The sequence below is a fragment of the Corynebacterium sp. NML120713 genome (assembly GCF_001875735.1).
GTDB classification, from domain to species: Bacteria; Actinomycetota; Actinomycetes; order Mycobacteriales; family Mycobacteriaceae; genus Corynebacterium; species Corynebacterium pseudogenitalium.
In genome coordinates this window covers 32412-56321 of record NZ_MLCR01000024.1, presented here as the reverse complement: position 1 = coordinate 56321, position 23910 = coordinate 32412, and the positions used below count along the sequence as shown (strand labels likewise).

General features: G+C 62.5%; 25 protein-coding genes. 9 read left to right on the top strand and 16 right to left on the bottom strand.

Annotation, left to right across the window (positions count from 1 at the left end; all coding sequences use genetic code 11):
- Nucleotides 1–379 precede the first annotated feature (379 nt).
- The 3 genes from BJP06_RS10750 to BJP06_RS10740 are packed head-to-tail and all read right to left on the bottom strand — an operon-like array spanning nt 380 to nt 2520.
- Nucleotides 380–1396 (bottom strand): hypothetical protein, encoded by a 1017-nt coding sequence (locus BJP06_RS10750; protein WP_071573834.1) that lies wholly within the window; start codon nt 1394–1396, stop codon nt 380–382.
- On the bottom strand, nt 1397–2146 hold the full coding sequence (locus BJP06_RS10745; RefSeq protein ID WP_071573833.1) for an ABC transporter ATP-binding protein: 750 nt from the start codon (nt 2144–2146) through the stop codon (nt 1397–1399).
- Nucleotides 2143–2520, bottom strand: coding sequence for a GntR family transcriptional regulator (locus BJP06_RS10740; protein WP_070361735.1), 378 nt, complete (start codon nt 2518–2520; stop codon nt 2143–2145). Before BJP06_RS10740 ends, BJP06_RS10745 begins: the two co-directional genes overlap by 4 nt.
- Nucleotides 2521–2698: 178 nt before the next feature.
- Between BJP06_RS10740 and BJP06_RS10735 the strand changes: the two genes are divergently transcribed.
- A complete protein-coding gene (locus BJP06_RS10735; RefSeq protein WP_071573832.1) occupies nt 2699–3952 on the top strand; it encodes an NYN domain-containing protein in 1254 nt (417 codons plus the stop codon).
- A 182-nt stretch (nt 3953–4134) separates the two neighbouring features.
- Here BJP06_RS10735 and BJP06_RS10730 read toward each other — a convergent pair whose 3' ends face one another.
- Together BJP06_RS10730 and trxA are read right to left on the bottom strand one after the other, a co-directional pair.
- Nucleotides 4135–4872, bottom strand: a complete 738-nt coding sequence (locus tag BJP06_RS10730) for a PspA/IM30 family protein (RefSeq protein WP_071573831.1) — start codon at nt 4870–4872, stop codon at nt 4135–4137.
- On the bottom strand, nt 4872–5246 hold the full coding sequence (gene trxA, locus BJP06_RS10725) for a thioredoxin (protein ID WP_071573830.1): 375 nt from the start codon (nt 5244–5246) through the stop codon (nt 4872–4874). Before trxA ends, BJP06_RS10730 begins: the two co-directional genes overlap by 1 nt.
- 93 nt (nt 5247–5339) lie before the next feature.
- On the opposite strand from trxA, the gene BJP06_RS10720 reads away from it, so the two are divergent.
- A complete protein-coding gene (locus BJP06_RS10720) occupies nt 5340–5540 on the top strand; it encodes a heavy-metal-associated domain-containing protein (protein ID WP_071565750.1) in 201 nt (66 codons plus the stop codon).
- Nucleotides 5540–7729 carry a cation-translocating P-type ATPase gene (locus tag BJP06_RS10715; RefSeq protein WP_071573829.1) on the top strand — a complete coding sequence of 730 codons (2190 nt, stop codon included), beginning with the start codon at nt 5540–5542 and terminating at the stop codon, nt 7727–7729. Before BJP06_RS10720 ends, BJP06_RS10715 begins: the two co-directional genes overlap by 1 nt.
- Here the strand turns inward: BJP06_RS10715 and BJP06_RS10710 are convergent.
- The 9 genes from BJP06_RS10710 to BJP06_RS10670 all read right to left on the bottom strand — a co-directional run bounded on the left by BJP06_RS10710 (nt 7719) and on the right by BJP06_RS10670 (nt 15754).
- A complete protein-coding gene (locus BJP06_RS10710; protein WP_070361729.1) occupies nt 7719–7913 on the bottom strand; it encodes a hypothetical protein in 195 nt (64 codons plus the stop codon). The two genes, BJP06_RS10715 and BJP06_RS10710, sit on opposite strands and share 11 nt — an antisense overlap.
- A gap of 129 nt (nt 7914–8042) precedes the next feature.
- On the bottom strand, nt 8043–9515 hold the full coding sequence (gene dnaB / locus BJP06_RS10705) for a replicative DNA helicase (protein WP_071573828.1): 1473 nt from the start codon (nt 9513–9515) through the stop codon (nt 8043–8045).
- A 436-nt stretch (nt 9516–9951) separates the two neighbouring features.
- Nucleotides 9952–10404, bottom strand: coding sequence for a 50S ribosomal protein L9 (rplI, locus tag BJP06_RS10700; protein WP_070361727.1), 453 nt, complete (start codon nt 10402–10404; stop codon nt 9952–9954).
- A gap of 47 nt (nt 10405–10451) precedes the next feature.
- Nucleotides 10452–11021 carry a single-stranded DNA-binding protein gene (locus BJP06_RS10695; RefSeq protein WP_071573827.1) on the bottom strand — a complete coding sequence of 190 codons (570 nt, stop codon included), beginning with the start codon at nt 11019–11021 and terminating at the stop codon, nt 10452–10454.
- A 41-nt stretch (nt 11022–11062) separates the two neighbouring features.
- The gene (gene rpsF / locus BJP06_RS10690; RefSeq protein ID WP_070361725.1) at nt 11063–11359 is read right to left on the bottom strand and encodes a 30S ribosomal protein S6; all 297 of its coding nucleotides are present in this window, start codon (nt 11357–11359) and stop codon (nt 11063–11065) included.
- Nucleotides 11360–11497: 138 nt separating this feature from the next.
- Nucleotides 11498–11686, bottom strand: a complete 189-nt coding sequence (locus BJP06_RS10685; RefSeq protein ID WP_071573826.1) for a hypothetical protein — start codon at nt 11684–11686, stop codon at nt 11498–11500.
- Nucleotides 11614–13128 carry a glycosyltransferase family 87 protein gene (locus tag BJP06_RS10680; protein WP_071573825.1) on the bottom strand — a complete coding sequence of 505 codons (1515 nt, stop codon included), beginning with the start codon at nt 13126–13128 and terminating at the stop codon, nt 11614–11616. Before BJP06_RS10680 ends, BJP06_RS10685 begins: the two co-directional genes overlap by 73 nt.
- A 10-nt stretch (nt 13129–13138) precedes the next feature.
- Nucleotides 13139–15328: a transglycosylase domain-containing protein gene (locus BJP06_RS10675; RefSeq protein WP_071573824.1), complete on the bottom strand. Its 2190-nt coding sequence runs from the start codon at nt 15326–15328 to the stop codon at nt 13139–13141.
- A 63-nt stretch (nt 15329–15391) separates the two neighbouring features.
- Nucleotides 15392–15754, bottom strand: a complete 363-nt coding sequence (locus tag BJP06_RS10670; protein ID WP_070478730.1) for a DUF5318 family protein — start codon at nt 15752–15754, stop codon at nt 15392–15394.
- A gap of 97 nt (nt 15755–15851) precedes the next feature.
- Between BJP06_RS10670 and BJP06_RS10665 the strand changes: the two genes are divergently transcribed.
- The 3 genes from BJP06_RS10665 to BJP06_RS10655 are packed head-to-tail and all read left to right on the top strand — an operon-like array spanning nt 15852 to nt 17760.
- On the top strand, nt 15852–16301 hold the full coding sequence (locus tag BJP06_RS10665) for a MarR family winged helix-turn-helix transcriptional regulator (RefSeq protein ID WP_070361721.1): 450 nt from the start codon (nt 15852–15854) through the stop codon (nt 16299–16301).
- Nucleotides 16302–16315: 14 nt separating this feature from the next.
- Complete coding sequence (locus tag BJP06_RS10660; RefSeq protein ID WP_071573823.1) at nt 16316–17275, top strand: universal stress protein; 960 nt, start codon at nt 16316–16318, stop codon at nt 17273–17275.
- A gap of 2 nt (nt 17276–17277) precedes the next feature.
- Complete coding sequence (locus BJP06_RS10655; protein WP_071573822.1) at nt 17278–17760, top strand: hypothetical protein; 483 nt, start codon at nt 17278–17280, stop codon at nt 17758–17760.
- Here BJP06_RS10655 and BJP06_RS10650 read toward each other — a convergent pair.
- Together BJP06_RS10650 and BJP06_RS10645 are read right to left on the bottom strand one after the other, a co-directional pair.
- Nucleotides 17723–18631: a rhodanese-related sulfurtransferase gene (locus BJP06_RS10650; protein ID WP_070975355.1), complete on the bottom strand. Its 909-nt coding sequence runs from the start codon at nt 18629–18631 to the stop codon at nt 17723–17725. The genes BJP06_RS10655 and BJP06_RS10650 overlap by 38 nt on opposite strands.
- A gap of 10 nt (nt 18632–18641) precedes the next feature.
- Nucleotides 18642–20135: a DUF1846 domain-containing protein gene (locus BJP06_RS10645; protein WP_070975356.1), complete on the bottom strand. Its 1494-nt coding sequence runs from the start codon at nt 20133–20135 to the stop codon at nt 18642–18644.
- Between the two features lie 236 nt (nt 20136–20371).
- Here BJP06_RS10645 and BJP06_RS10640 point away from each other — a divergent pair, with 236 nt between their 5' ends.
- The 3 genes from BJP06_RS10640 to BJP06_RS10630 all read left to right on the top strand — a co-directional run bounded on the left by BJP06_RS10640 (nt 20372) and on the right by BJP06_RS10630 (nt 23902).
- Entirely contained in the window at nt 20372–21166 is a 795-nt protein-coding gene (locus tag BJP06_RS10640; protein ID WP_071573821.1) for an Fpg/Nei family DNA glycosylase, read from the top strand.
- Nucleotides 21167–21182: 16 nt separating this feature from the next.
- Complete coding sequence (locus tag BJP06_RS10635) at nt 21183–22610, top strand: bifunctional ADP-dependent NAD(P)H-hydrate dehydratase/NAD(P)H-hydrate epimerase (RefSeq protein WP_071573820.1); 1428 nt, start codon at nt 21183–21185, stop codon at nt 22608–22610.
- Nucleotides 22611–22891: 281 nt separating this feature from the next.
- Nucleotides 22892–23902, top strand: coding sequence for a hypothetical protein (locus tag BJP06_RS10630; RefSeq protein ID WP_070478580.1), 1011 nt, complete (start codon nt 22892–22894; stop codon nt 23900–23902).
- Nucleotides 23903–23910: the final 8 nt, after the last annotated feature.

The following is a 23910-nucleotide window of genomic DNA, read 5'->3' as shown; positions in this document are numbered from 1 at the left end:
TTCAAGCATCACCGCCGGCACACACCAAAACATGGCACACAGCACGCAACCAAAAGTCAATGCAATCAAAAAAATAAAAAGTACATTGGCACACTATCGAGTTCTCAAACAACAACCGCACACCCAAACACACCACAAAACACAGTGGCGCATTCAAAGCGACGAAGATTGACACTAACAAAACATTCTCAACAACGCAAACACGCGCCGTATCACAGAACCTATTTCATTATGTCGGCCAGCGGTAGTTTTCCTAACCGCCATCTCACCATCCAACCCTCTAAGGAGTCTGTCTGGCGGGGCGTTGTCGGTCTCGCTGACTCACATAAAGTTACACACACACCAACAACAACACAAATCGCCAGCCCAGACCGCATTTTTACAACTTCATTTCAGGGTTCTTTTGGGCGCCATTGACGCGCCCACTGACGTACAGGGCGATCGTCACAAGCGCCAGCAGCAACGCACATCCGGCCACACCGAGTACTCCTTTCCAGGGCACGGGGTTACGGAGGAATTGCCAGAGGATCATGATGGCCATGAACGTCACCAACTGGTTGCGCCCCCATGCCAACGGCATCGCAAGTCCGGTGAGGATCAAGATGAACGTCGCCCAGACAGGTGCGGAGGGGAGGGTGTGGGCGTCGAGAAGTGTGGGAAGGGAACGCAGCGCAACGTAGATCCCCGCGGATACCACCACTGCCCCCAGCCCATGCAGGCCCCATGTGCGGCGGGGGATTCCGTAGGCGCGGGCGGTCGTCGACGAACTTGCGCCCCAAGAATAGATTGCCGCGAAGCAACCGAAAAGGAAAAGGTCAGGGATGGTTGCGACGAACGGTATCCATGTTTTGTCGGCGAACGAGCGCACCGCAAACTGCACGGCGACCGAGCCAAGGCCGAAGGCCGCGGCCAAGAGGAGCGGCTGCTTCCAGAAGAGCTGGAACGTCAGCGGTTGGTCCAGGCGCAGCCCCATGATGGCCGAACCGTTGTCGGAAGAGTTGAGTTCTTCGCCGGTGGTGGCGTCGTTAGTTACGTATAGGGCAAGCCAGCCGGTGACCAGTGCGATGGCGAGCAGGCCGTACAGCGATGGGCTCACGATCAGCGTCGGGATGCAAAGTACGGCCCAGACCGCGAGGGCGGCGCGTCGCTTGTACGCGAGGGCGCGCTTGCGGTTCATCCCGTAGGAACGAAAAACGTTCGACTCGGGAATAAGGGTCATATAGAGGAGGAGCGAGGACATCGTCGCTGCTGTAATGACCAGTGGGACGCTGCCCAACCAGTCAGCAGAAATGGTCGCCGCGCCCATGAACAGGCCGAAGAGCGTCATCCAGAAGCGCCATTTCGAGCCCGCGAACATTTGCGCACGGAAGAAGCCAGGGCGAACAAAGGTCTGCATTTAGCTCACCTCCAGGAGGCGCTCGATGACATCGCCGAAGTCGACGGGCCGCAGGGGGTTGTGCAGGCCGAGACGTTCGGCGTGGGCGTCGGCATCGTCGGCGGTCACGTGCGCGCTGACCTTGCCGTCGCGCCCCAGCACCAGGGCGCTGCTCAGAATTTTCGACGCCTCTTCGATATGGTGCGTGGCCATCACAAACGTACGCCCGCCCTCGGCGACGTCGAGGAGGTGGCGGTAGAACACGTTGGTGTTGTGGACGTCGAGGCCGACGTAGGGTTCGTCGAGAAGCGTGAGCTCGGCGCCAGAGGCGATGCCGACAATGTTGCCGACCATCGCGCGCTGGCCGCGCGACATCTTGCTGTACGTGGTGCCGAGCGCCTCGTCGAGGTCGAAGTCGTCGATGAGGCGGCGCGCGAGCCCATCGTCCCAGTTCGGGTACCGCAGCTGCGCGCCCTTGAGAATGTCCTTGCCGCTCCAGCTCGCCGGGTAGCCGACGTCGACGCCGGTGAGCGCGACGCGGTCCATCACCGCTGCGTTATCGAACGGAGCCAGGCCGAACACCTCGACGGCGCCGCCGGAGGATTTCAGTTGGCCGGCGACAATCTGCAACAACGTCGACTTACCGACGCCATTTCGCCCCAACAGCCCGTGGATGCCGCCAGACGGCAGGTCGAAGGACACCCCGTTGAGGACGTGCTTCTTACCAAAGTGCTTCTCCAGCCCATCGGCGCGGATAATCGTGGCATTCATTGATACATTCCTCTACTTTCTGCTACTCGATGTACAAGGTCGATCAAGTCGTCGCGGCTAAGGCCAACGCGGACGGCTTCGTCGATGAGAGGGGCAACGAACGTACCCGGGAACGCTTCCCGGCGGGTTTCCAGGATCCGTTCGCGCGCGTCCGGGGTGACGAACATCCCGAGGCCGCGGCGCTTCTCGAGGACCTGGGCGTCGACAAGTAAGCCGAGGCCCTTGCGTGCTGTCGCGGGGTTGATGTTGTGGAAGGCTGCGAGCTCGTTTGTCGACGGTGCCCGCTCGCCCGACTTCAGTGTCCCGTCGACGATGAGGTCCTCCACTAACTTCGCGATCTGCACGAAGAGTGGCTCTGAATCCCCAACCACCATTCCTCCCTTCGAGCTCGTTGGTTAGTTACTGCACTAACTAACTATAGAACTGTGGTCAGGTAGCTCGCAAGGACCCCTACGAAATTTCTTGAACTACTAGCATGAGTAGGCACACAAACATATGTAGCCTTGTGATGAAAAGAATTTAACGACAATAAAGAATCGGAATTTAGGAGCCATGCTTGAACGCACACTGGTGTTCGTCGACACTTCTTACCTACTGGCGAGCTTTTACAACTCATGGGAAATCGGCGCGCGAGCACAATTAGAAATCGACTTACCCGAGGTAGTCGCCAACCTCGGAGTCATGATCAGCCACCAACTCCACCAACCCATCCACCGTCAAATGTGGTACGACGGCATCCCCGACTCCGGACCCCACCGCTACCAGCGCGCGCTGCGCTCCTGCGACGGGGTCCAACTCCGTACGGGGCAACTCATCGAATGGGGTGAGCGGCGCACCCAAAAAGGCGTCGACACCCGACTCGTCGCCGACCTGGTCATCAACGCAACACGTGGCCAGTTCAGCGACTTCGTCCTTGTCTCCGGCGACGCCGACATGATCCCAGGCGTCGAAGAAGCCACCAACAACGGCGTACGCGTCCACCTCTACGGATTCGGCTGGGACTCCATGTCCTCCGCCCTCCGCCACGCCTGCGACACCACCACCATCCTCGACCCACGCGAAGACTTCGCAGACTCCATGCAACTCCGCGTCCTCGAAGGGCCCCTCCCACCAAGCATCCGGGAACGCCCGATCGCCGACGCCGAACCCGTCGAAGACAACCAAGGCCCCACCGAAGTGCCCGGCCTGGGACCCGACCCACTCGCTGCGCCGGAGGAGCCTGCTGCTGAGGAGCCCGCTTCAGACGAGCCGGTCGATCCACCGGCCACGGAAACCCCAGTTACCCCGGCGGCCCCGCCGACCCCATCGCCTGCCGATATGCCGAAGCCCGGCCCAAAGCCTGGCCCGGTCCCCACGGAACCACCGACACCGGTCAAGTCGGCAGAGCCTGCAACACCTGCCGAGGACCCGAAGCCGGAAACCATCTCCGACGAGGACACCGACGACGTACCGGCCCCCAAACCGGCACCGAAGCCGTCGATGATGGCACCGCGCCGCAAACTCCGCTCCCGCTACGTCCCACTGCCAGAAGAAGTCTGGACGTCCTCCGGCTTCCAAACCCCCTACGACGTGGGACAACAGTACGCAGCCTGGTGGTTCGAGAACGCCGCATCCAGCGAACAGCGCGACAAGGCCCACATGCTTTCCGGTGGCGGTCTGCCGCCGGAGATCGATAGGCCGCTGCTCCAGTTCGCCTGCGAGACCCTGCACGAGTACACCCTGACGGAAACCCAGCGCGTCAACCTTCGCGACGGCTTCCACTCCGGCATCCGCGGCGTACTCATCAACATTCGCCGCGAAAGCTAACACACTTTCGATACAACAAGGCCCCTGTCCGACACATTCAGGTCGGGCAGGGGCATTCTTTCTGCGTTGTGCGCTGCGGTTTTTCTAAATGTGAGCAACAGGATTGTAGTAATCCCCATTTCGAACTTATTTTCGGGGAATACTACAATCCTGTTACTACAGTTTGCGGCGCTGAGGTTTTCCTAATCCTTGCTGTCCTCGATTTCCTTCGGGGCCTCGGAAGAGGACGAAGCCGACTTGCCGCCGGAAAGCTCAGCGCGGATCTGATCCAGGCGGGCGCTGGCGGCGACATCGCTGCCGGCCGACTCGATTTCGGTCATCCGGTCCGTCATGGAGGACTTAGCCAGCTCCTGCTCGCCGAGCGCCTGGGCGTAGCGGCGTTCGATCTTGTCGCGGACGCCGTCGAGGGTCGGGACGTTGTCGTTGCCACCGAACTGGTTCATGGAGTCCATGGTTTTGGTGGTCTGCTCTTGCATTTTCGCCTGGTCAAGCTGGGATTCCAGCTGGGAGACCTGGGCGAGCTGCTCCTGCAGGCGCGCTTCGGATTCCTTCTGCTTCGCTTGAGCTTCCTGGGCGGCTTGCTCGGCGGAGGCGTACGCCTGCTTGGTTTGCTCGAGTTCCTGCTCGACGGACACCAACTGGGTGGCGATGACCTCAGCGGCGGCGTCGTCGTTCATCTGGAGGGCGGTCTTGGCCTTCGCCTCGAGGTCCTGCTGGGACTTCAGCAGGCGATCCAGCTTCATGCTGAGCTGGTTGCGGTTACCAATGATGGCGGCTGCGTGCTCCGTGATTTCCTGGTGCTGCTTCTTGGCGGCGGCCACGGCCTGCTGGATTTGCACCTTCGGATCGGCGTTTTCGTCGATCTTGGTGTCGAAGGACTGCATCAGGTACTTCCAGCCCTTTACGAATGGGTTTGCCATTACTGTTCCTCCTGCGCGTTTTGGGCCTCGACCTGGCGGCGGACCTCGTCCATATCGAGTGCTTTGACCTGTTCAACGAGGTCATTGAATGCGGATTCCGGCAGGGCACCGGCTTCGCGGTAGACCATGATTCCGTCGCGGAACACCATGAGCGTCGGGATTGCCTGGATATCCAGGGCGACCGCTACTTGCTGGTATTCCTCGGTGTTGAGCTTCGCGAAGGTCACATCCGGGTGCTTCTCGGAGACCTTTTCGTAAACAGGCGCGAACTGGCGGCAGGGGCCGCACCAGGACGCCCAGCAGTCGACGATGACAATGCCCTCTCCGAGAACGGTTTCCTGGAATGTTTCCTCAGTGAGGTCGGTTGTGGCCATTAGGTAGCTCCTTTTCGTTTTTTGTTAGATTGGCAGCTATCAATGCAACACTAACAAGTGCGGGGCGATTCCCGCAGGAAGGAAGGAAATATTATGGCAACGCAAACATTCCAGGTTGAGGGCATGAGCTGTGGGCACTGCGAGCTCAGCATCCAGGAAGAGGTCGGGGAGATCCCAGGCGTGACCTCGGTGAACGCTGACCACACAACCGGCAAGGTTGTGGTTGAGGGCGCAGAGGTGAGCAGGGAGGACGTCGATAAGGCGGTTGAGGAAGCGGGGTTCAAGCTGCTCTAATGTCGAATGCACAGATAGAACTCGGCGTTTCGGGCATGACGTGTACGTCGTGCTCGTCGCGGGTGCAGCGAAAGCTGAACAAGATGGAGGGGGTCGAGGCGTCGGTGAACTTTTCGACGGAGACCGCCTCCGTCGAGTACGATCCGGCGCTCGCGGACCCTGATGCGTTGATCAAAACGATTCGGAACGCGGGCTACGATGCGTTCACGGTCACTGACGCCGACGAGCCGCTTGCCGACGCCCCCTCCGAACCCGAGCGCGACACCCTCCTGTGGACCATCGTGTGGTCCGCGGTGGTGTCGCTGCCGGTGATGCTGGTGTCGATGATTCCGGCGTTACAGTTCACGTACTGGCAGTGGGCGGCGTTTGCTGCCACGACCCTGGTGTATTTCTCGGCAGGGTCGCTGTTCCACCGCAATGCCCTGTTGAACTTGCGTCACGGCAGCATGACCATGGATACGCTGATTTCCATGGGCACCACGGCCGCCTACGGGTGGTCGATCTATGCACTGTTCTTCGGCAACGCGGGCGAACCGGGCATGAGAATGCACATGAGCCTGACGCCGAACTCTGCCGGGATGGACGAGGTCTATCTGGAGACGGTGTGCGTCGTCATCACGTTCTTGCTGCTTGGGCGCTGGTTCGAGCACCGCGCGAAGGGGCGTAGCTCCGAGGCGTTGCGCAACCTGCTGCACATGGGGGCGAAGGACGCGACGGTGCTGCGCGACGGCGTGGAGACGCGCGTACCCATCGCCGACGTGAAGGTCGGCGACACGTTCGTGGTGCGCCCGGGCGAGAAGGTCGCGACGGACGGCACGGTGGTCGAGGGACGCTCGGCGATCGACGCCTCGATGCTCACCGGCGAGTCTGTCCCCGTCGATGTCAAGGAGGGCGACGACGTCACCGGCGCGACCCTGAACACGCACGGGCGCCTCCTTGTACGGGCGACGCGCGTTGGTTCGGACACGACGCTGGCGCAGATGGGCCAACTGGTCAAGGACGCGCAGGCAGGCAAGGCGCCGGTAGAGCGGCTGGTGGACAGGATCGCGCAGATCTTCGTCCCGACCGTGATCGCTATCTCGGCGGTTTCCCTGGTAGCGCACCTGCTGTTGGGCTATAGCGTGGCCGCTGCGTTTACGGCGGCGGTGGCGGTGCTGATCATCGCGTGCCCGTGCGCGCTCGGCCTGGCCACCCCGACCGCCATCCTGGTGGGCACCGGGCGAGGAGCCGAGCTCGGGTTGTTGATCCGCGGCCCGGAGATCCTGGAATCCACCCGCCAGGTGGACACCATCGTGATGGACAAGACCGGGACCGTCACCACCGGCGAAATGACCGTGGTTGACGCGAATGGCAGCAGCGACGCCCTCGCACTCGCCGCCGCCGTGGAGGCGCACTCGGAGCACCCCATCGCCCGTGCCATCACCGCTTACGTCCAGGACGCTCGCACCGAGTCCGTCACCGACTTCCGGAACGAGCCCGGCATCGGCGCCAGCGCGACCGTTGACGACAAACACGTCCGGGTGGGGCGCCCAACGGTTGACCTCGGCGAATACCGGGACGACTTTGAGTCCATGGAGGCGACTGGCGCGACCGTGGTCGCCGTCGAGGTCGACGGCGTGCTTGAAGGGGTTATTGCGGTGCGCGACGCCGTGAAGGAAGACTCCCGGGTGGGCGTCGAAAAGCTGAAGGAGCTGGGGCTCGAGCCGCACCTGCTCACGGGCGACAACCGCGCGACCGCGCTCGCCGTGGCGAAGGAAGTGGGTATCGACGCCGCCAACGTCACCGCCGGCGTACTCCCCGCCGACAAAGTCGAGCTCGTGCGCAGCCTGCAGGACGCGGGCAAACGCGTGGCGATGATCGGTGACGGCGTGAACGACGCCGCAGCGCTCGCGCAGGCCGACCTTGGCATGGCGATGGGCGCCGGTACCGACGTGGCCATCGAGGCCTCCGACATCACCCTGATGAATAACTCGCTGGTCAGCGCCGCCGACGGCATCCGCCTGTCGCGCGCGACGCTGCGCACCATCAAAGGCAACCTGTTCTGGGCCTTTGCGTACAACGTGGTGCTCATCCCCGTGGCAGCCATCGGGCTGCTCAACCCCCTGCTTGCAGGCATAGCGATGGCATTTTCATCCGTGTTCGTGGTGACGAACTCGCTGCGGCTGCGCCGCTTCCGCGCTACGCGCTAAACAGGCCGCGGAGGCGGTGCAGGACACCGCTTGGCTGGGAGGTGGCGGCCAGCTCGTCGATGCTGCGGGGGAGGTTCAGCAGCATCGTCGAATCCTGGTTCTTCGCGACGGTAATACGTTCCTCTAATTGGGCCACCGTGTGGGCGCACGCGGACGGTGCGTCGTGCATCATTCGGACAGACATTGTGACTTTTCCTTCGTTCGTAACTGTGTTAGGCCACAATGCTAGCCAGAAACGCGCAGCGTGTCATGCATGGCGAGCCAACCCTAAGCAAGGGCAGCCTTGGCTGCCCACCCCCGGACGGGTGCAGGATTAGCCGTGCGCCATGTTCACGAAGCGCGAGTAGTGCAGCTGGTGTGCAACCGGAATCGTGTCGATTGGCCCGCCGCGGTGCTTCGCCACGATGATGTCGGCTTCGCCGGCGCGCTCGTCGTCGCGGTCCTGCGAGTCCGGGCGGTAGAGCAGGAAGACCATATCGGCGTCCTGCTCCAGGGAGCCGGATTCGCGGAGGTCGGCGAGCTGCGGCTTCTTGTCTGTGCGGGCCTCGGGGCCACGGTTGAGCTGGGAAATCGCGATCACCGGTACCTCGAGCTCCTTCGCCAATAGCTTCAGGTTACGGGAGAACTCGGAGACCTCCTGCTGGCGCGACTCCACTCGCTTGCCGGAGCTCATCAGCTGCAGGTAGTCCAGCACGATCAGGTCGAGGCCCTGCTGCTGCTTCAACCGGCGCGCCTTCGAGCGGATCTCCATCATGGTGAGGTTGGGGGAGTCGTCGATAAAGAGTGGGGCGTCCTGGATCTCCTCGAGACGGCGGGTGAGCTTCTCCCAGTCCTGTTCCCCCATCTGGCCCGAGCGCATCGAGGACAGCTTGATCTCCGTTTCGGCGGAGAGCATGCGCATGATGATTTCGGACGCGCTCATTTCCAGCGAGAAAATCACTGAGGTCTTGCCCTGCTGGATTGAGCAGGAGCGCATGAAGTCGAGCGCCAGCGTCGACTTACCGACGCCCGGGCGCGCCGCGATGATGATCATCTGCCCTGCGTGCAGGCCGTTGGTGAGCTTGTCCAGGTCAATGAAGCCGGTGGGCACGCCTTGCTCCAGGCCACCGCCCTGCGCGATGGCTGCGAGCTCGTCGACAGTGTCCTGCAGCAGGTCGCCGAGCACCTTGTAGTCCTCGCCGGCGTTCTTGCGAGAGATCTGGAAGAGTTCCTGCTGAGCTCGGTCCACGACGGCGTCGATCTCCATGCCGTCTTCGCCCTCGTAACCGAGCTGCACCACGTGCGTACCTGCGTTGACCAGCTGGCGGAGGATCGACTTCTCTTCGACGATCTCCGCGTAGTAGCGGGCGTTTGCGGCCGTCGGCACCTCGGAGATAAGCGTGTGTAGGTAGGGGGCGCCGCCGACGCGCTCAAGCTCGTTGTTGCGGTCCAGCTGGCCTGCGACGACCACCGCGTCAATGTCGGATCCGTGCGAGTACAGGTCCGTGATGGTCTTGTACACCAGCTGGTTCGCTGGGAAGTAGAAGTCCTCCGGGCGCAACGCGTCCGAAACGTCAGTGATGACGTCCTGGTTGAGCAGCATGGCGCCAAGCACGGAACGCTCCGCGCGCTCGTCGTGCGGGGGCTGGCGGTACTCCTTCAGGTCCTTGCGGCCCCGGTTAAAGTTCGACGACCCGCCGTCCCACTGGCGTGGCTCCGGTGGCACCGAGGACTCCGGAGGCTCCGGTGGTGGAACGTAGTCGTCGTCAAAATCGTCGAAGCTCGCGGCACTCGAGTTCTCAGCCATGCAGCACCCTTTACCCTTTCGTGTTGCACAACAGCGTACCGGATACCCCGGAAATTCACGTACCGCCAGTTGAGTTATCCACAGGGGCTGTGAATAGTTTTCTATTGTGCCTGGGGTCTATCCACAGGGGATGTGCACAACGTGTGGAGAGTGTGTGGAAAAGCCATCGATAGCGCGCGCTACAGCGACATCTTCGCAGGTCACACCACTTTTATTCAAGACCATACCCGTTGGCACCCCCGGTGGAAAACCCGCTACCAGCCGGTTTGACTAGGCGATTACGGTGCGCTAAACGCATTGTCACATGGGCGCCACACCGCCTCACTGTGGAGAGTTATCCACAGGCGAAGGTAGGCAAACGAAAACGGGCCCCGCTCCTCACAAGCGGGACCCGTTCTCAAGCTGTTGTCGTTGGACTACCTATCGGTAATCGTCGTTATTTGCTAACGACCTCGAAGTTCACTTTGCCTTCCACGCTGTCGTGGAGGTTCACCTTGACCTGGTATCCACCGGTCTTGGTAACAAGGCCCTTCGGTACATTGATGCGGCGCTTGTCCAGGGATGGACCGCCGGCTGCCTTGACAGCTGCTGCGATGTCGCCAGGCTTGACGGAGCCGAACAGCTTGCCCTTCTCGGAGGTACGCACTGGCACCTTCACGCCGGTCAGCTGGTCGAGCTGATCACGCAGCTCCTTTGCGTGGTCCAAGTCGCGGACCTCGCGCTCCTTCTGTACACGCTGAATATCACGGATCTGCTTCTCTGCACCGCGGGTGGCTGGGATAGCCAGGCCACGTGGGAGCAGGAAGTTACGGCCATAGCCGCCCTTGACCTCGACGATCTCGCCTGCCTCGCCAAGGTTATCAACGGCAGCGGTGAGGATCAGTTTCATGAATCCTAACCTTCCTTGAGTTGAAAATGCTTATGTGTGGGAAATGCTTAGAACGGGGGCTCGTCGTCCATCCCGCCGAATCCACCGGCAGGTGGAGCCGAATTCCACGGATCGTTTTGTGGCTGCGACTGCTGTGCCTGCTGCTGTTGCTGTGCAGGCTGCTGCGGTGCCTGACCAAACCCACCCATGTTCTGAGGCTGCTGCTGTTGCTGTTGCTGCTGTGGGCGACCGTAACCCGAGTTGCCCTCGCGTGGCGTGCGCTGCACGTTCGCGGTGGCGTACTTCAGGGACGGGCCCACCTCATCAACTTCGACCTCAAACACGGTGCGGTTTTCGCCCTCGCGGGTCTGATAGGAGCGCTGCTTCAGGCGACCGTTGACGATAACGCGCATGCCCTTCGCGAGGGACTCTGCGACGTTCTCCGCCATCTGACGCCAGCAGTTACAGGTCAAAAACAGGGCCTCGCCGTCTTCCCACTGATTCGTGTCGCGGTTGAACTGGCGTGGCGTGGAAGCGATGCGGAAGTTCGCTACCGCTGCACCACTTGGAATAAACCGCAGTTCCGGGTCCGCAACCAGGTTGCCGACGACGGTGATCGGTGTATCGCCTTGTGCCATTGTTTTGACTCCTTCGTTTCCGTGGTTCCGAAAGCCGTTCTTTACTTGTCGGTTCGCAGAACCTTGGTGCGCAGCACTGATTCGCTCAGGCTCAGCACACGATCGAGCTCTTGGACGGTATCTGCTGCGCATTCAAGATTGATGACAGCGTAGATGCCCTCTTCCTTCTTGTTGATTGGGTACGCAAGACGCTGCTTGCCCCACACATCAACGTTTTCTACCTTGCCGTTTTCCTTACGGACGATCTCGAGGAACTTGTCCAGGGACGGGGCAACGGTGCGTTCATCCTGCTGTGGATCGAGGATGATCATTACTTCGTAGTGACGCACGGACCTCATCACCTCCTATGGTCTAGATTTGAATGTTTTCGGCCGCCGCATTGTGCGGTGGCAGGAGGGTCGTTGCGTCAAGCAACCCCACCAGCGTACCCCACCCGTTACGCTGGGCAAAATACTTCTCGACGCCCCCTCCCCGCCCTACTGCGGATTGGGCACGGCTACGAAGACCGCGAGGATCACCGGAATGACGGTAATGAAGACAAAAGCGGCAAGACCGTAGCCAACGGCGCGGGGGATTTCTTGACGGTTCGTCGCTACGAACGCTGCGGCGATGAAACCGAATCCGACTGCGATTGAGGCGATTCCGGTAACGGTTGCGGATCCCATGCTGGCTCCTTCCAATCTTCAGGGGTAGTCAGAAGCGGGTCGTGGCCGTTGTGTGCGGCAGCAACTTTATCCTCGCGCTTGCCGAACATCTGCTGGATAACCAGCACCATAATGGCGATGATGAGTGCGTCGCGGGAGATGATGACGGTGTCCAGCAGCGCGCCCGGGGCGCCCTTTTGGTCCTCGCCCATCATGTGCCACATCAGCACTGGCCACACCATCATGTCCACGGTCATCCAGGTCAGCAGCAGGCGCCAGTACGGCAGGGCTAGGACAGCGGGAACGATGAACCAGATGGAGTACTGGGGGCTCCACACCTTGTTGAAGAGGAGGAAGAAGCCGACGATGAGCACGAACAGTTCGGCGACGCGCGGGGTGCGCGGCGCCTTCAGGCCAAGCACGAGGACGGCTGCGCAGCCCGCGAGGAAGAGCACCAGCGTAACGGTGTTCAGGATGACGGGGGCGCCTTCGCCACTGTCGAATCCGCTCCAGCCGAAGACGCGGTTGATCACTGCGTAGATGGTGGTCCACTCCCAGCCGCGGTCAGTGTTCAAGCGGTTGAACTCATTCCATGCCTCCGGGTTGTGCAGGTACACCGGCAGGTTCACCGCAACCCAGGTCAGCGCCGTGGTGGCAACCATCTTGAGGAAGGGCACGAAATTCCGCTTCCGGATGGCCAACACCAGGTATGCGCCGAGGATAAACAGCGGCCACAGCTTGAACGCGGTACCGGCGCCAATCAGCACGCCTGCCAGCCAGTACTTCTTATTCCGCACGGCGAGCATCGCCGCCACCACGAAAAAGATTGAGGGGATGTCCCAGTTGGTAAACAGGTGCATGATCAGCAACGGGGAACCCACAACGAGCAGCGTGTCCCAGATTCGGTTGCCGGCAAGCTCCGCCACCATGCGCGCCGTAACCACCCAGATGGCGGCCAGGATGAGCACTGTGACGTAGAAGTACCAACCGGACTCCGGCAGGATGCGCGAGACTGCGAAGTAGGTGTTGCGGGAGATGAACGCGCAGAACTGCTGGAACAGGCCGGCGAGCACCGGGTACTCCATGTAGCGAGTCAGGTCGCCCTCAACCCAGGAGAAGTCGTAGACGAAGCCCGGCTGGTCCAGGCCGCGGCCGCCGTACAGCGGCAGGATGTCGTTATAGCAAAAGGAGGTGTACTGGCGGTTGCCGTCCCAGTTGACCTGCATCACGCCGGCGTCGTCAAGCTTGCCCATCGCGCAGTTTGACTTTGAGAGCGCGCCGAGGCCGATGAAGACGTAGGCGAGCGCGAAAATGGTGCGCAGCGGCGTCCAGAACTTAGAGCGTCCAATTTGGGCAAAGCGCCCCATAGGTCCGCCGAGGAACTCCACCCAACCGCGGGCGGCGGGTTCGGTGAGGGCTGGCTGGACGCGATCCTTCGGGTCAGGCCACGTGGTTGCTGTCATCGTTGCTCCGTTATCCAAAGATATCGTTTATAACCTGGTCGATTGCGTCCTGTACCGGGTCCGGCCGCGGCGCGGGCGCCGGTGCTGGCGCCGGAGCCGGAGCCGGTGCGGGGGCTGGTGCCGCCGGCTGGCCAGGTCCGGCCTCGCCTGCAGGGGCGTCGGCGACGCTGCTCGGCGCTGCCGCGTCCGACGGGGTGCCCGTGGTCGAGTTACCGGAGAAGCCACCGTAGTACCCGCCCAGGTTCACGCCGCCCGAGTAGGGGTTGACGCCCCAGTACACCGGGGAGGCCTCAGGGAAGTACTCGAAGTCCTGGCCCTGCAGGAGGGAGTCCAGCACGTTCTTCCAGATCCGGCCTGGAGTGTCGGCGCCGAACATGATGCCGCCGTAGGAGTTGAAGATCGCCGAGGTGTTGTCGGCGGTACCGACCCACACGGCCACGGCGAGCTGCGGCGTCGAGCCGACGGTCCACGCATCCTTGTTCAGGCCGGTGTTACCAAGCTGGGCGGTACCGGTCTTCGCGGCGGACGGGCGACCGCCTGCCAGCACGGCGTTGGAGTACGGGACGACGGACTGCATCGCCTTGATCACGTTATCAGCGACCTGCTGGGAAACGCGGCGTTCCGTGTAGCCGGGGTCGAACTCGTAGAGGACCTCGCCGTAGGCGTCGGTGACGCGCTGCACGAAGTGCGTCGGGTGCGCCAGGCCGCGGTTCGTCAGCGTGGAGACGGCGGTGGCCATGTCGAGTACACGGGACTGATACTGGCCCAGCACGATGCCCTCGTAGGGCTGGCCACCGTTTTCACGCAGCGTGACCGGGATGCCCGGGATGGAGCGGGCCACGCCGAGGGCGTGCGCCATGTCCGCGGTGTCCTGCGTGGTGTTGTCCAGGTCATCCTGGATGCGCATGAACGCGGTGTTCGAGGAGGTGCGGGTGGCGTCGAGCATGGAGAGCATGCCGGAGCCGCCGCCGTCCCAGTTGGTCACTACGTGGCCGCCTGGCAGCGTCACCGGGGTGGCCGAGTACATCGCGTTGAGCGGGATGCCCTGCTGCAAGGCCGCGGCCAGCGCGAAGATCTTGAAGGTGGAGCCGGTCTGCAGGCCGGCGTTGGCGTAGTCCCAGCCGGAGGCGTCGTCGCCGCCGTAGTAGGCGCGTACTGCGCCCGTCTTCGGGTCGATGGCCACGACGCCGGTGCGGGCGTCGTCCTGCAGGAGCGAAAGCTGCTCGCGGGAAATCCGCTCAACCTCTGACTGCGAGTTCGGGTCAATCGTGGTGGTGATCTTCAAACCACGGTTGGTAAGGTCCGACTCGGAGATGCCGATGGTGGCCAGCTCCGTCATCACCTGGTTCTTAATCAGGCCGTTCGGGCCGCTCGCCTCGGTGTAGGCGGAGTAGGTCGACGGATCGCGGGTCTCCGGGTACTGCAGCCCGGCGCGCTTCGCAGGGTCGAGCTTGTTCGTCTCAACGAGCCCATCCATCACGTAGTTCCAGCGGGCTTTCGCGCCATCAGGGTTGGTCCACGGGTCGAGCTGGCTCGGTAGCTGGATGGAGGACGCAAGCACGCCGCCCTCCTCCAGCGTCAGCTCGCTGGCCGGTTTGTCGAAGAATGCGTGCGCGGCAGCCTCGATGCCGTATGCGTTGCGCCCGAAGTAGACGGTGTTGAGGTAGGCGTTGAGGATTTCTTCCTTGGTCCAAGAGTGGGTCATCTTGATGGAGTAGACGAGCTCTTTGGCCTTGCGCTCATAGGAGTGCTCATTGCCGACCAGGGCGTTCTTCACGTACTGCTGCGTAATCGTGGAGCCACCACCGGCTGATGCGTTGCCGGTAATCTGGCCGATCACGGCGCGACCGAAGCCGGTGAAGGAGAAGCCGGAGTTGTCCCAGAAGTCGCGGTCCTCGGCAGCGAGGACGGCGTTTTGCACGTCAACTGGCACCTGCTCCAGCGGGATCTGAACGCGGTTGCCCTCCGGCGGCACGATGCGAGCCAGGTCGGTTTTGCCGTCGTTAAAGTAGAGGTTTGAGATCTGCGCCGTTTCGATCTCATGCGGCTCCGGGATGTTCGCCCGCTGGTAGTTCCAGATAAACCACACAGCTGGGATGCTGGCCAGCAACACCACGAGCAGGAGCATGGCTAGGACCCATTGGCCCGTCCGCGACCGGGACTTGGATGGGGTCTTGGTTTTCTCGTCTACGTTAGTCACACATTGTCCCTGTACGATCACCTACAGAATTGCTACAGCACACACTACCCGTACCGGGCGTTTTTACCGCACTGGAGTGGCGGTCCATTCTTGCAACAAGTGGTTCCAGTGGCAGTGGGGGCACACTTCCACCTTGTGCACGGTGATTGGGCCGACCTCACCCACGAGGGTGTCAATCTCGGCCTCGCTGCGTGCGGTGCCGGTGCGACGTCCAAGCTTTTCGCTGTACACCCAGCGCACTTCTCGCATGTCACGGCCGCAAATTGGGCAGTTTCTTTTCGACGCCTCTCCGTGATGTTCTGCGGCTGCGCGGAGGAGGAAGTCGGCGTCGCAAAGCTCTTCTTTGGGAATGTGCCCGGCGTGATAGGCGCGAAGGGCCGCCCGGCGTTGCCATTCGTGCGAAACTTCGTGCTGGTAGGTGAACATCGCCGCCATACTAGCGCAACAACATAGTTTCCTTCGCCTATGTATAGAATGATGCGTTGCACGTTTTGTTCGTCTCTTTTGTACAAGGCAGGTCCTTATGGCTGATCGTCCTGACCCGTTGGAGTTGGCACAGCGTATTCGCCCGGCGATGACGAGTTTGTATGTCGCGTATTTCCGAAATACGGAACGCTCCGACCTCACCGGCCCCCAGCTTTCGATCTTGCGTCGCCTCGAGGTGGAAGGGCCGAGCCGGATCAGCCATATCGCCACGTCAGAGGGCGTGCGGATGCCGACGGCCTCGAACACCATCAACCAGCTGGAGAAGCGCGGCCTAGTGCACCGCACGCGCTCCGCGGAGGACAGGCGCGGCGTGCTCGTCGACCTGACTGACCAGGGCAAACGCGAGCTGAGGCGAGTGGGCAAGGAGCGCACGCAGTACCTCGCGGATATGCTCGCCACGCTTGATGACGCCTCGCTGCAGCAGCTCGACGCCGCCACCGAGGCAATTAATACCCTGGCAGACGTCTACGCGAACCCGGAAAGCTAATACACTAGGTCGGTATGGCGCCACGATCTTTCTCTTCTGAACTAGCCCAGTCCTTTGAGTCTGAGCGCCCACTTCGAGTGCTCGTCGGTTGGGATGCTTCCAACTCGGAGGCGATCGAGTTCGCCGCCTGGCTGGGGCGGAGCCTGCCCGTGACGGTGCGGGTTGCGGCGTCGGTGTCGGGTTCGTGGACGAAGTCGCTGTCGTCGAAGAAGTACGACAAGTGGCTGCAGAAGCAGCGAGACACCATCAGCGAGAAGGCCACGAAGGCGCTGAAGCACGAGTTGCCGCGTTCGCAGTGGGCGGACCCGGTGGCGCAGGTGCTGGAGCGCGGCAGCCTCGCGGAGTGCCTGTTCGAGATGGCGGACGGTTTTGAGGCTGATATTTTGCTGCTCGGCTCGAAGTCGAAGACGTCGAAGGGCCGTTTCCGGCCGACCTCCGACGCGGACGAGATGATGCACTCCTCCCCGCTTCCGCTGGGCCTGGCGCCGAAGGGCGTGCAGCTTTCGAAGAAGGGCATCACCCGCGTCACCTACTCGCTCATCGACTCTGGCGCGGTGCAGCCGAGCTTCTCCGGCCTGGCGTACGCCACCACGCTCGCCTGCCTTCTCGACGTCCCGCTGCGCATCATCGCGTTTTCCCCCAGCGAGGGCGGCGGTTTCGACGATCAGGAAGACCAGATGGAGTGGAACGAGGCCGCCCTCGGCCTGTTGGACCGCGCACGCGACTCGGCGTTTGCTGTCGCGGAACACCTCGGGCCGGAGCACACCGAGCGTCTCGACGTCTCCACCTTCGTCGCCACCGGCAAGGGTTGGAAGAAGGCCATCGACTCGGTGAAGTGGAAGAAGGGCGACATTTTGTGCCTGGGCTCGAAGTCCTCGGGCCCGCTCAAGCGCGTGTTCGTTGGCACCCGCGAGGGCGAGTTCATCCGCTTCGCCCCCGTGCCCGTCATCGTGTACCCACGAGGGAAGCACTAACCATGGCTGACGTGTTTGACCACCCCGAAAACGATCTGCATTCCGGCGCGGACCGCTTCTCCCGCCTCCGGCCGGAACCGGCCAGCTTCGACGAGCTGGCCTTAGAGCCGGACCCGCTGGAGGTCGCGCGGCGCAACAAGGCGTCGACGAAGCAGGCGATCGCGCTTGCTGTGGTGACGGTGCTGGGCACGCTGTTGTTCGCGTGGGCACTCGCCGCCGTCGCCCGCGTGCAGGGCGGCCCCCTGTGTGAGGCCGGGGACGCGACGTGGCTGTGCACCGAGTCGTGGCGGACGTGGTGGGCCGTCGTCACCTCGATTCCGCCGGTGGCGGGCCTGCTCACCTGCGCGGTGCTGATGGTGCGCAAGCTCAACCGCTACGAACGCTGGATCCCCTGGATGGGCGTGTTCTGGCTGCCCATCGTGCCGTTCACCATGTGGTGGCTGACGGTCACGATTGGGATGCTGGCGCTTGATGCGACGCACTAGCGCAATCTGCGCAGTAGGGGTTCTCCTCCCGGCAGGCCTCGCAGCTTAAGTACTGGTGGCGGCACTCCGGCTCGTTCGCGCAGTTATAGAACATGTTCGACGGCGCCCCGCAGTGCACGCAGTGGCCAAGCTGCACATAGTCCGGGTCATTCTCCGGGCCGAACTCGGTGTGCATCCGCTTATCGAACACGTACAGCGAGCCCTCCCACAGGCCCGAGTTGCCGTACTTCTCGCCGTAGCGGACGATGCCGCCGTCGATCTGGTAGACCTCCTCGAAGCCGCGGTTCTTCATCAGGCTGGACAGGATCTCGCAGCGGATACCGCCGGTGCAATAAGAGATGACTGGCTTGTCCTTCATCCAGTCGTACTTGCCGCTCTCCAGCTCCTTGATGAAGTCGTGGGTGGTTTCCACGTCCGGGACCACGGCGTTCTTAAACTTGCCGATCTCAGCCTCGCGGGCGTTGCGGCCGTCGAAAAACACAACATCCGGGTTGTTGGCCACCAGCTCGTTGACCTCCTCCGGCTTCAGGTGTGTGCCGCCCCCGACGACGCCATGCTCGTCCACCTTCAGCTCGCCCGGCGCGCCGAACGCCACGATCTCATCGCGCGCCTTGACCGACAGCTTCGGGAAGTCCTCCGCGCCGCCCTCAGACCACTTGAACTCGATGCCCCGGAAGTACTCCTTCGTCTTCTTCACGTAGGTCTTGCAGGCCTTAATGTCGCCGCCGACGGTGCCGTTGATACCGTCCTTCGAGATCAGGATGCGGCCGGTCAGTCCCAGGCCCTCGCAGAGGTCGCGCTGCCAGAGGCGTACCGCGTCCGGGTCCGCGATGGGCTGGAACTTGTAATACAGGAGGATCTTGCTCGTCATGCCCACGAGTTTAGCGCTTGTGGTAGAGCCCCTTCTTCCAGTACTTCGGCTCGGAAGTCACCAGCACGCCGAGGTTGCGGAAAATGCCCTCGTCGACGGAGCCGAGGATGGTGCTGGTGTGCGCGTCGCAGCCGCGCAGGTTCTTCAGCTGCTCCAGCGCCGCCGCCGCATCACTGCTTGTCGACGCCGACACCGACAACGCAATGAGCACCTCATCAGTATGCAGCCGCGGGTTCACGGACCCGAGGTGGCGCGTCTTCAGCGTCTGGATCGGCTCAATGGAATCCGGGGACAGGAGGTGGACGGAGTCGTCGATGCCCGCGAGCACCTTCAGGGCGTTGAGCAGCACCGCAGCCGACGGCCCCAACAGGTCCGTAGTCTTGCCGGTCACGATGGTGCCGTCCGGCAGCTCCAGCGCGGCGCCCGGCGAGCCGGTGGTTTGTGCGACCTCCAGGGCCGGGGCGACCACCACGCGGTCCTGCGGGGTCACCTCCGCCTTGCGCATGATGTTCAGGATCCTGTCGGAGACGGTGTGGTCGGTGTCGTCGCGGCGCTCGTCCACGAGCGTCTTGTAGTACCGGCGCACGATCTCCTGCTTCGCCGCGTGGCGGCAGGCGGCGTCATCACTGATGCAGTAGCCAGCCATGTTCACGCCCATGTCCGTCGGTGACTGGTACGGCTCCTCCCCCGTCACCTCGCGCAGCAGCGCCTTGAGCAGCGGGAACACCTCAATATCACGGTTGTAGCTCGTGACGGTCTCCCCATAGGCGTCCAGGTGGTACTGGTCGATCACGTTGACGTCATCAAGGTCGGCCGTCGCGGCCTCGTACGCGAGGTTCACCGGGTGCGACAGCGGCAAGTTCCAGATGGGGAACGTCTCAAACTTGGCGTAGCCAGCGTTAATACCGCGACGGTGCTCGTGGTAGATCTGGCTCAGGCACGTGGCCAGCTTGCCGGAGCCCGGGCCCGGCGCCGTCATCACGATCAGGTCGCGGGACGTCTCCACGTACTCGTTGCGGCCAAAGCCTTCCTCGGAGACGATGCGCTGCGTATCGTGCGGGTACCCGGCAATCATGTAGTGGCGCGACACCGTCAGGCCCAGACGCTGCAGCCTCTCGATGAACGCCTCCACCAGCGGGTTCTCACCCTCCAGCTGCGTCACCACGACATTCTCGACGAGGAACCCGCGCTCCCTAAACACGTCCACGAGGCGCAGCACGTCCTCCTCGTAGGAAATCCCAAGGTCCGCCCGCATCTTCTGACGCACCACGTCACCCGCGTTAAACGCGATCACGATCTCGACCTCATCCTTGATGCGGTCCAACATCGCAATCTTGTTATCCGGCGTAAACCCCGGCAGCACGCGGGAGGCATGATTGTCGTCGAAGAGCTTGCCGCCCATCTCTAGGTAGAGCTTTCCCCCAATTGCTTTTCGTCGGGCCGAAATGTGCTCCGACTGCATCGCAATGTACTTATCCCGATCAAATCCAACGCTATATGGCATGGAACCTGAAGTATACCGGGCCTGCCCGCGCATCTCTATTTGTGCACGTTGGGGCGGGTTGGTTCCCGTCGACCTCTTACGGTCGACCAACCCTGGTCAGCGCGGAATCAGGTTTTTGGCGTCGAAAAGCCCCAAATTGCCGTGACCTGCATTGGTCGACGCTAAGAGGTCGACCGGAGCGGAAGTCGGCGCGCACTGTACCTTAATCGGTGAGATATAAGGAGTAGCAGAGTCCAATGCCCGAAGGCCACGTCATCCACCGCCTCGCCCGCCACTTGAACGACACGTTTGCGGGGCAGCCCATCGAGATTTCCTCCCCGCAAGGGCGTTTCGACGTCTCCCCGCTCGCAAACGCCACCCTGACGGAGGCCCGCGCGGTGGGCAAGCACCTGTTTTTGGAGTTCTCCACGGCAACGGTGCACGTGCACCTGGGCCTGATTGGCTCCTTCCGTTTCGAGCCCGCCGAGGACGTGTGGGGCCAGATCCGGCTGCGGCTGGCCAACGAGGACGTGGCCGCGAACCTGCGCGGCCCGCAGTACTGCCGCTACGTCTCCCCACCGGAGGAGCAGGTGATTCTGGACCGCAGCGGCGAGGACCCCCTCGATCCGGACGCGGATCCGGAGGCGCTGTGGAAGCGGGTGCGGGCGTCGAGACGCACGATTGGGTCATTGATGATGGACCAGCAGTACTTCGCGGGCGTGGGCAATATCTATCGTGCGGAACCACTGTTCCGCCTGGGTATTTCCCCGTTCGTGCCGGGCCGCGCGTTGGACCACGAGGAGTTCCTGCAACTGTGGCAAGACGTGCGCGAGCTGATGGAGTATGGGGTGGAGCACGGCCGGATAGATACTGTGCGCCCCGAGCACAGCCCCGAGGCGATGGACAGACCGCCCCGGAAGGACGACCACGGCGGTGAGGTCTACGTGTACCGCCGCGCCGGCGAGCCCTGCTTTGTGTGCGGCACGCCGATTGAGGTGTGCAAGTACGAGGGCCGAAATTTGTTCTGGTGCCCCTCCTGCCAGGCGGAATAGCGCGTAGAATGGCGGAATGTTTGCTGCACCGTTTGCGTATTCCGCCGCGGAGATTCGGGCCGCGGAAGCTCCCTTACTTGCTGCCGAGACGTCTCCTGATGCGTTGATGCAGCGCGCCGCGCACGCTGTGGCGCGGGTGGCGCGTGAGATGTCGGGGCCGCGGGAGCGGGTGTTGCTGCTGGTGGGCCCGGGCGGCAACGGCGGGGATGCGCTGTACGCGGGGGCGGAGCTCGTCAGGGAGGGCTGGCACGTCGAGGCTTGGCTGCCACTGGGCCGGGCGCAGCAGCGGGCGTTAGATGCGTTTGTGGGGGCCGGAGGTGGGGTCGTCGAGAAGCCTGGGGCGTGCGACCTCCTTATCGACGGCCTCTTCGGCCTCGGCGGTGCCGGCGACCTGCCCGACGCTGTCGCCGACATCGACGCGAACCAGGTGCTCGCGGTGGACGTGCCGAGCGGCGTGGATGCCGACACCGGCGAGGCCGGCCGCAACGCCCTGCAGGCCGACGTGACGGTGACGTTCGGCGGGTGGCGCTACGCGCATGCGCTGTCGACGCGCTGCGGGAATGTACTGTGCGCGGACATTGGCCTACCGCTGCCGGAGAGCCACGTGCGGGCATACCGCGCGGTGCCCAACACGGGCCTGGACCTCGAGGGCATCAGGCCGATGGGCCCGGTGCCGGTGAGCGTCAAGGAGCCCGGCGCCGATGACGACAAATACACAGGCGGTGTGGTGGGCATCCACGCTGGCAGCGGCACGTATCCGGGCGCGGCGCTGCTGTGCACGGCTGGGGCGGTGACGGCGACACCGGCGATGGTGCGGTTCGCGGGCGCGCAGGCCCTCGAGGTGGTGCGGGCGCGGCCGGAGGTCGTGGCCACCCGCGAGTTGGAGCAAGCCGGTCAGGTGCAGGCGTGGGTGTGCGGTCCTGGTATCGGGATCGATGGGGAGGCGGATGCTGCCGTCGATTGGGTGTTGCAGCAGGGTGTGCCGGTGGTGCTCGACGCGGATGCGCTCACCCTTGTGGCCCGCGCGCCGCGTAAGTTGGCGCAGGTTGTTGTGACTCCGCACGACGGTGAATTTTCACGCCTATATATAGGTGCGACCAAAGGCCGGGTCGAAGGGACCGTCGACTGCGCCCGCCAACTTGGTTGCACTGTGGTCCGCAAAGGGCGCGCCACTGTCGTTTCAGACGGTCAGGAATCCATCCTTATCGACGCCGGCTCCTCCTGGGCCGCCACACCCGGCTCCGGCGATGTGCTTGCCGGGATTATTGGGGCTCGTGTGGCGCGCGACGGGATAGACGACGTCCTACTTTTGGCCCAGTCGGTTCAGGTACACGCGGTGGCTGCGTGGCTCGCTTCCCGGACATCGTACGGCCACGCACAGACTTCTGCTAGCGAAATTGCATCCAATGTGCGTAGCGCTACGGCGTGGTGCGCACGTTTTTAGCAAAAGCAGTGTAAGGCCCCTAAATTACAGCGGTGTAATTTAGGGCCGATGAACTGCATTTTCACCCCGTACACCCCCAGAAAGGGTTAGGTGGGGTATGGTCCCTTTGTTTGGTTTGTGGCTTCCTTAAATGTAGATGTTGAACAATCCCGCAAACACATGTCATGGACCTGCGAGTATGTGAATATTAAGGTTTATTTACGGTTTTTCCTGGATAAATACAGAAACACGCGTCAACGAACGAATACGTTTCCGCAGCTCCCTCGGCTACACTCAGAAATATGTTCAACAATCGGAGACTCCAAGCAATCGCAATCGCGCTCTCGCTCGGCGCGTGCGCCATGGTCGCCCCTTCCGCTGAAGGTGCCACCGTTGGCGAGAATGTCTCCGGCGTATGCTCCATCCGCCTTAACGCCGAAGAGACAAAGCTTTATGAGCAGTCGAAGGGCAAGGCAGCAAGCTTCGACGTCGACAAGGCGTGGAAGCTCGCATTCGAGCAGGCTTTCCCAGCAGCCAAGGTGCACGGCGAGAAGCTGTACAACGATCTGAAGTCGGACTTTGCGTACCAGCAGCAGTTCCAGCCAGATCCTCGCCCGAAGCTCGCTGAGCTCGCTAAGCAGGTCGCTGAGGACTCGGAACTGCCAGAGTCTGTCGCACTCGACTACGTCACCCACAAGTGGAGCGACGCAGTCGTGGCAGGCTTCGAGAACCCGGGTCGCCTCCCAGAGATCCTGGAGTACGACAAGTACTTCGAGAACGGCGAGATCCCAGCCTCGAAGCAGTCGTTCCGCGCACCGGAACCAGTCTTCCCGACCATCGGTGACCGCGACGCCCTGATCCAGGAGAAGAAGGACCAGTTCAAGGGCCTCACCGACGAACAGGCAGCTGCTTGGGTTGACCAGTTCGAGAACCAGGAAGGCGTCGCAGAGACCCGCACCATGGCGGAGGTCGAAGCAGCGCTGAACCAGTCGAAGGACAACTGCCGCGACGGCAAGTCCGGCATCGTGCTCTTCCCAACGCAGCACTCCAACCCGGACGCAGTCTCGCAGGGTGCTGAGGGCACGGACCGTAACAAGGAACAGCAGCCAACCACCACGCCTTCCTCTCCGACCACCACGGTTTCCGTTGACGTTCAGGTCAACCCATTGAACGGGAAGACCACTGTGAACCAGGAGCCTTCGAAGACAGTCGATACGAGCGATAACTCGGCTGCCCTCATCGGTGGCATTGTTGGCACCATCGTGATTGCAATCCTGGCGGTCCTCGGCCTGACAGCAGCCAAGATGCTGTAATCTCATCT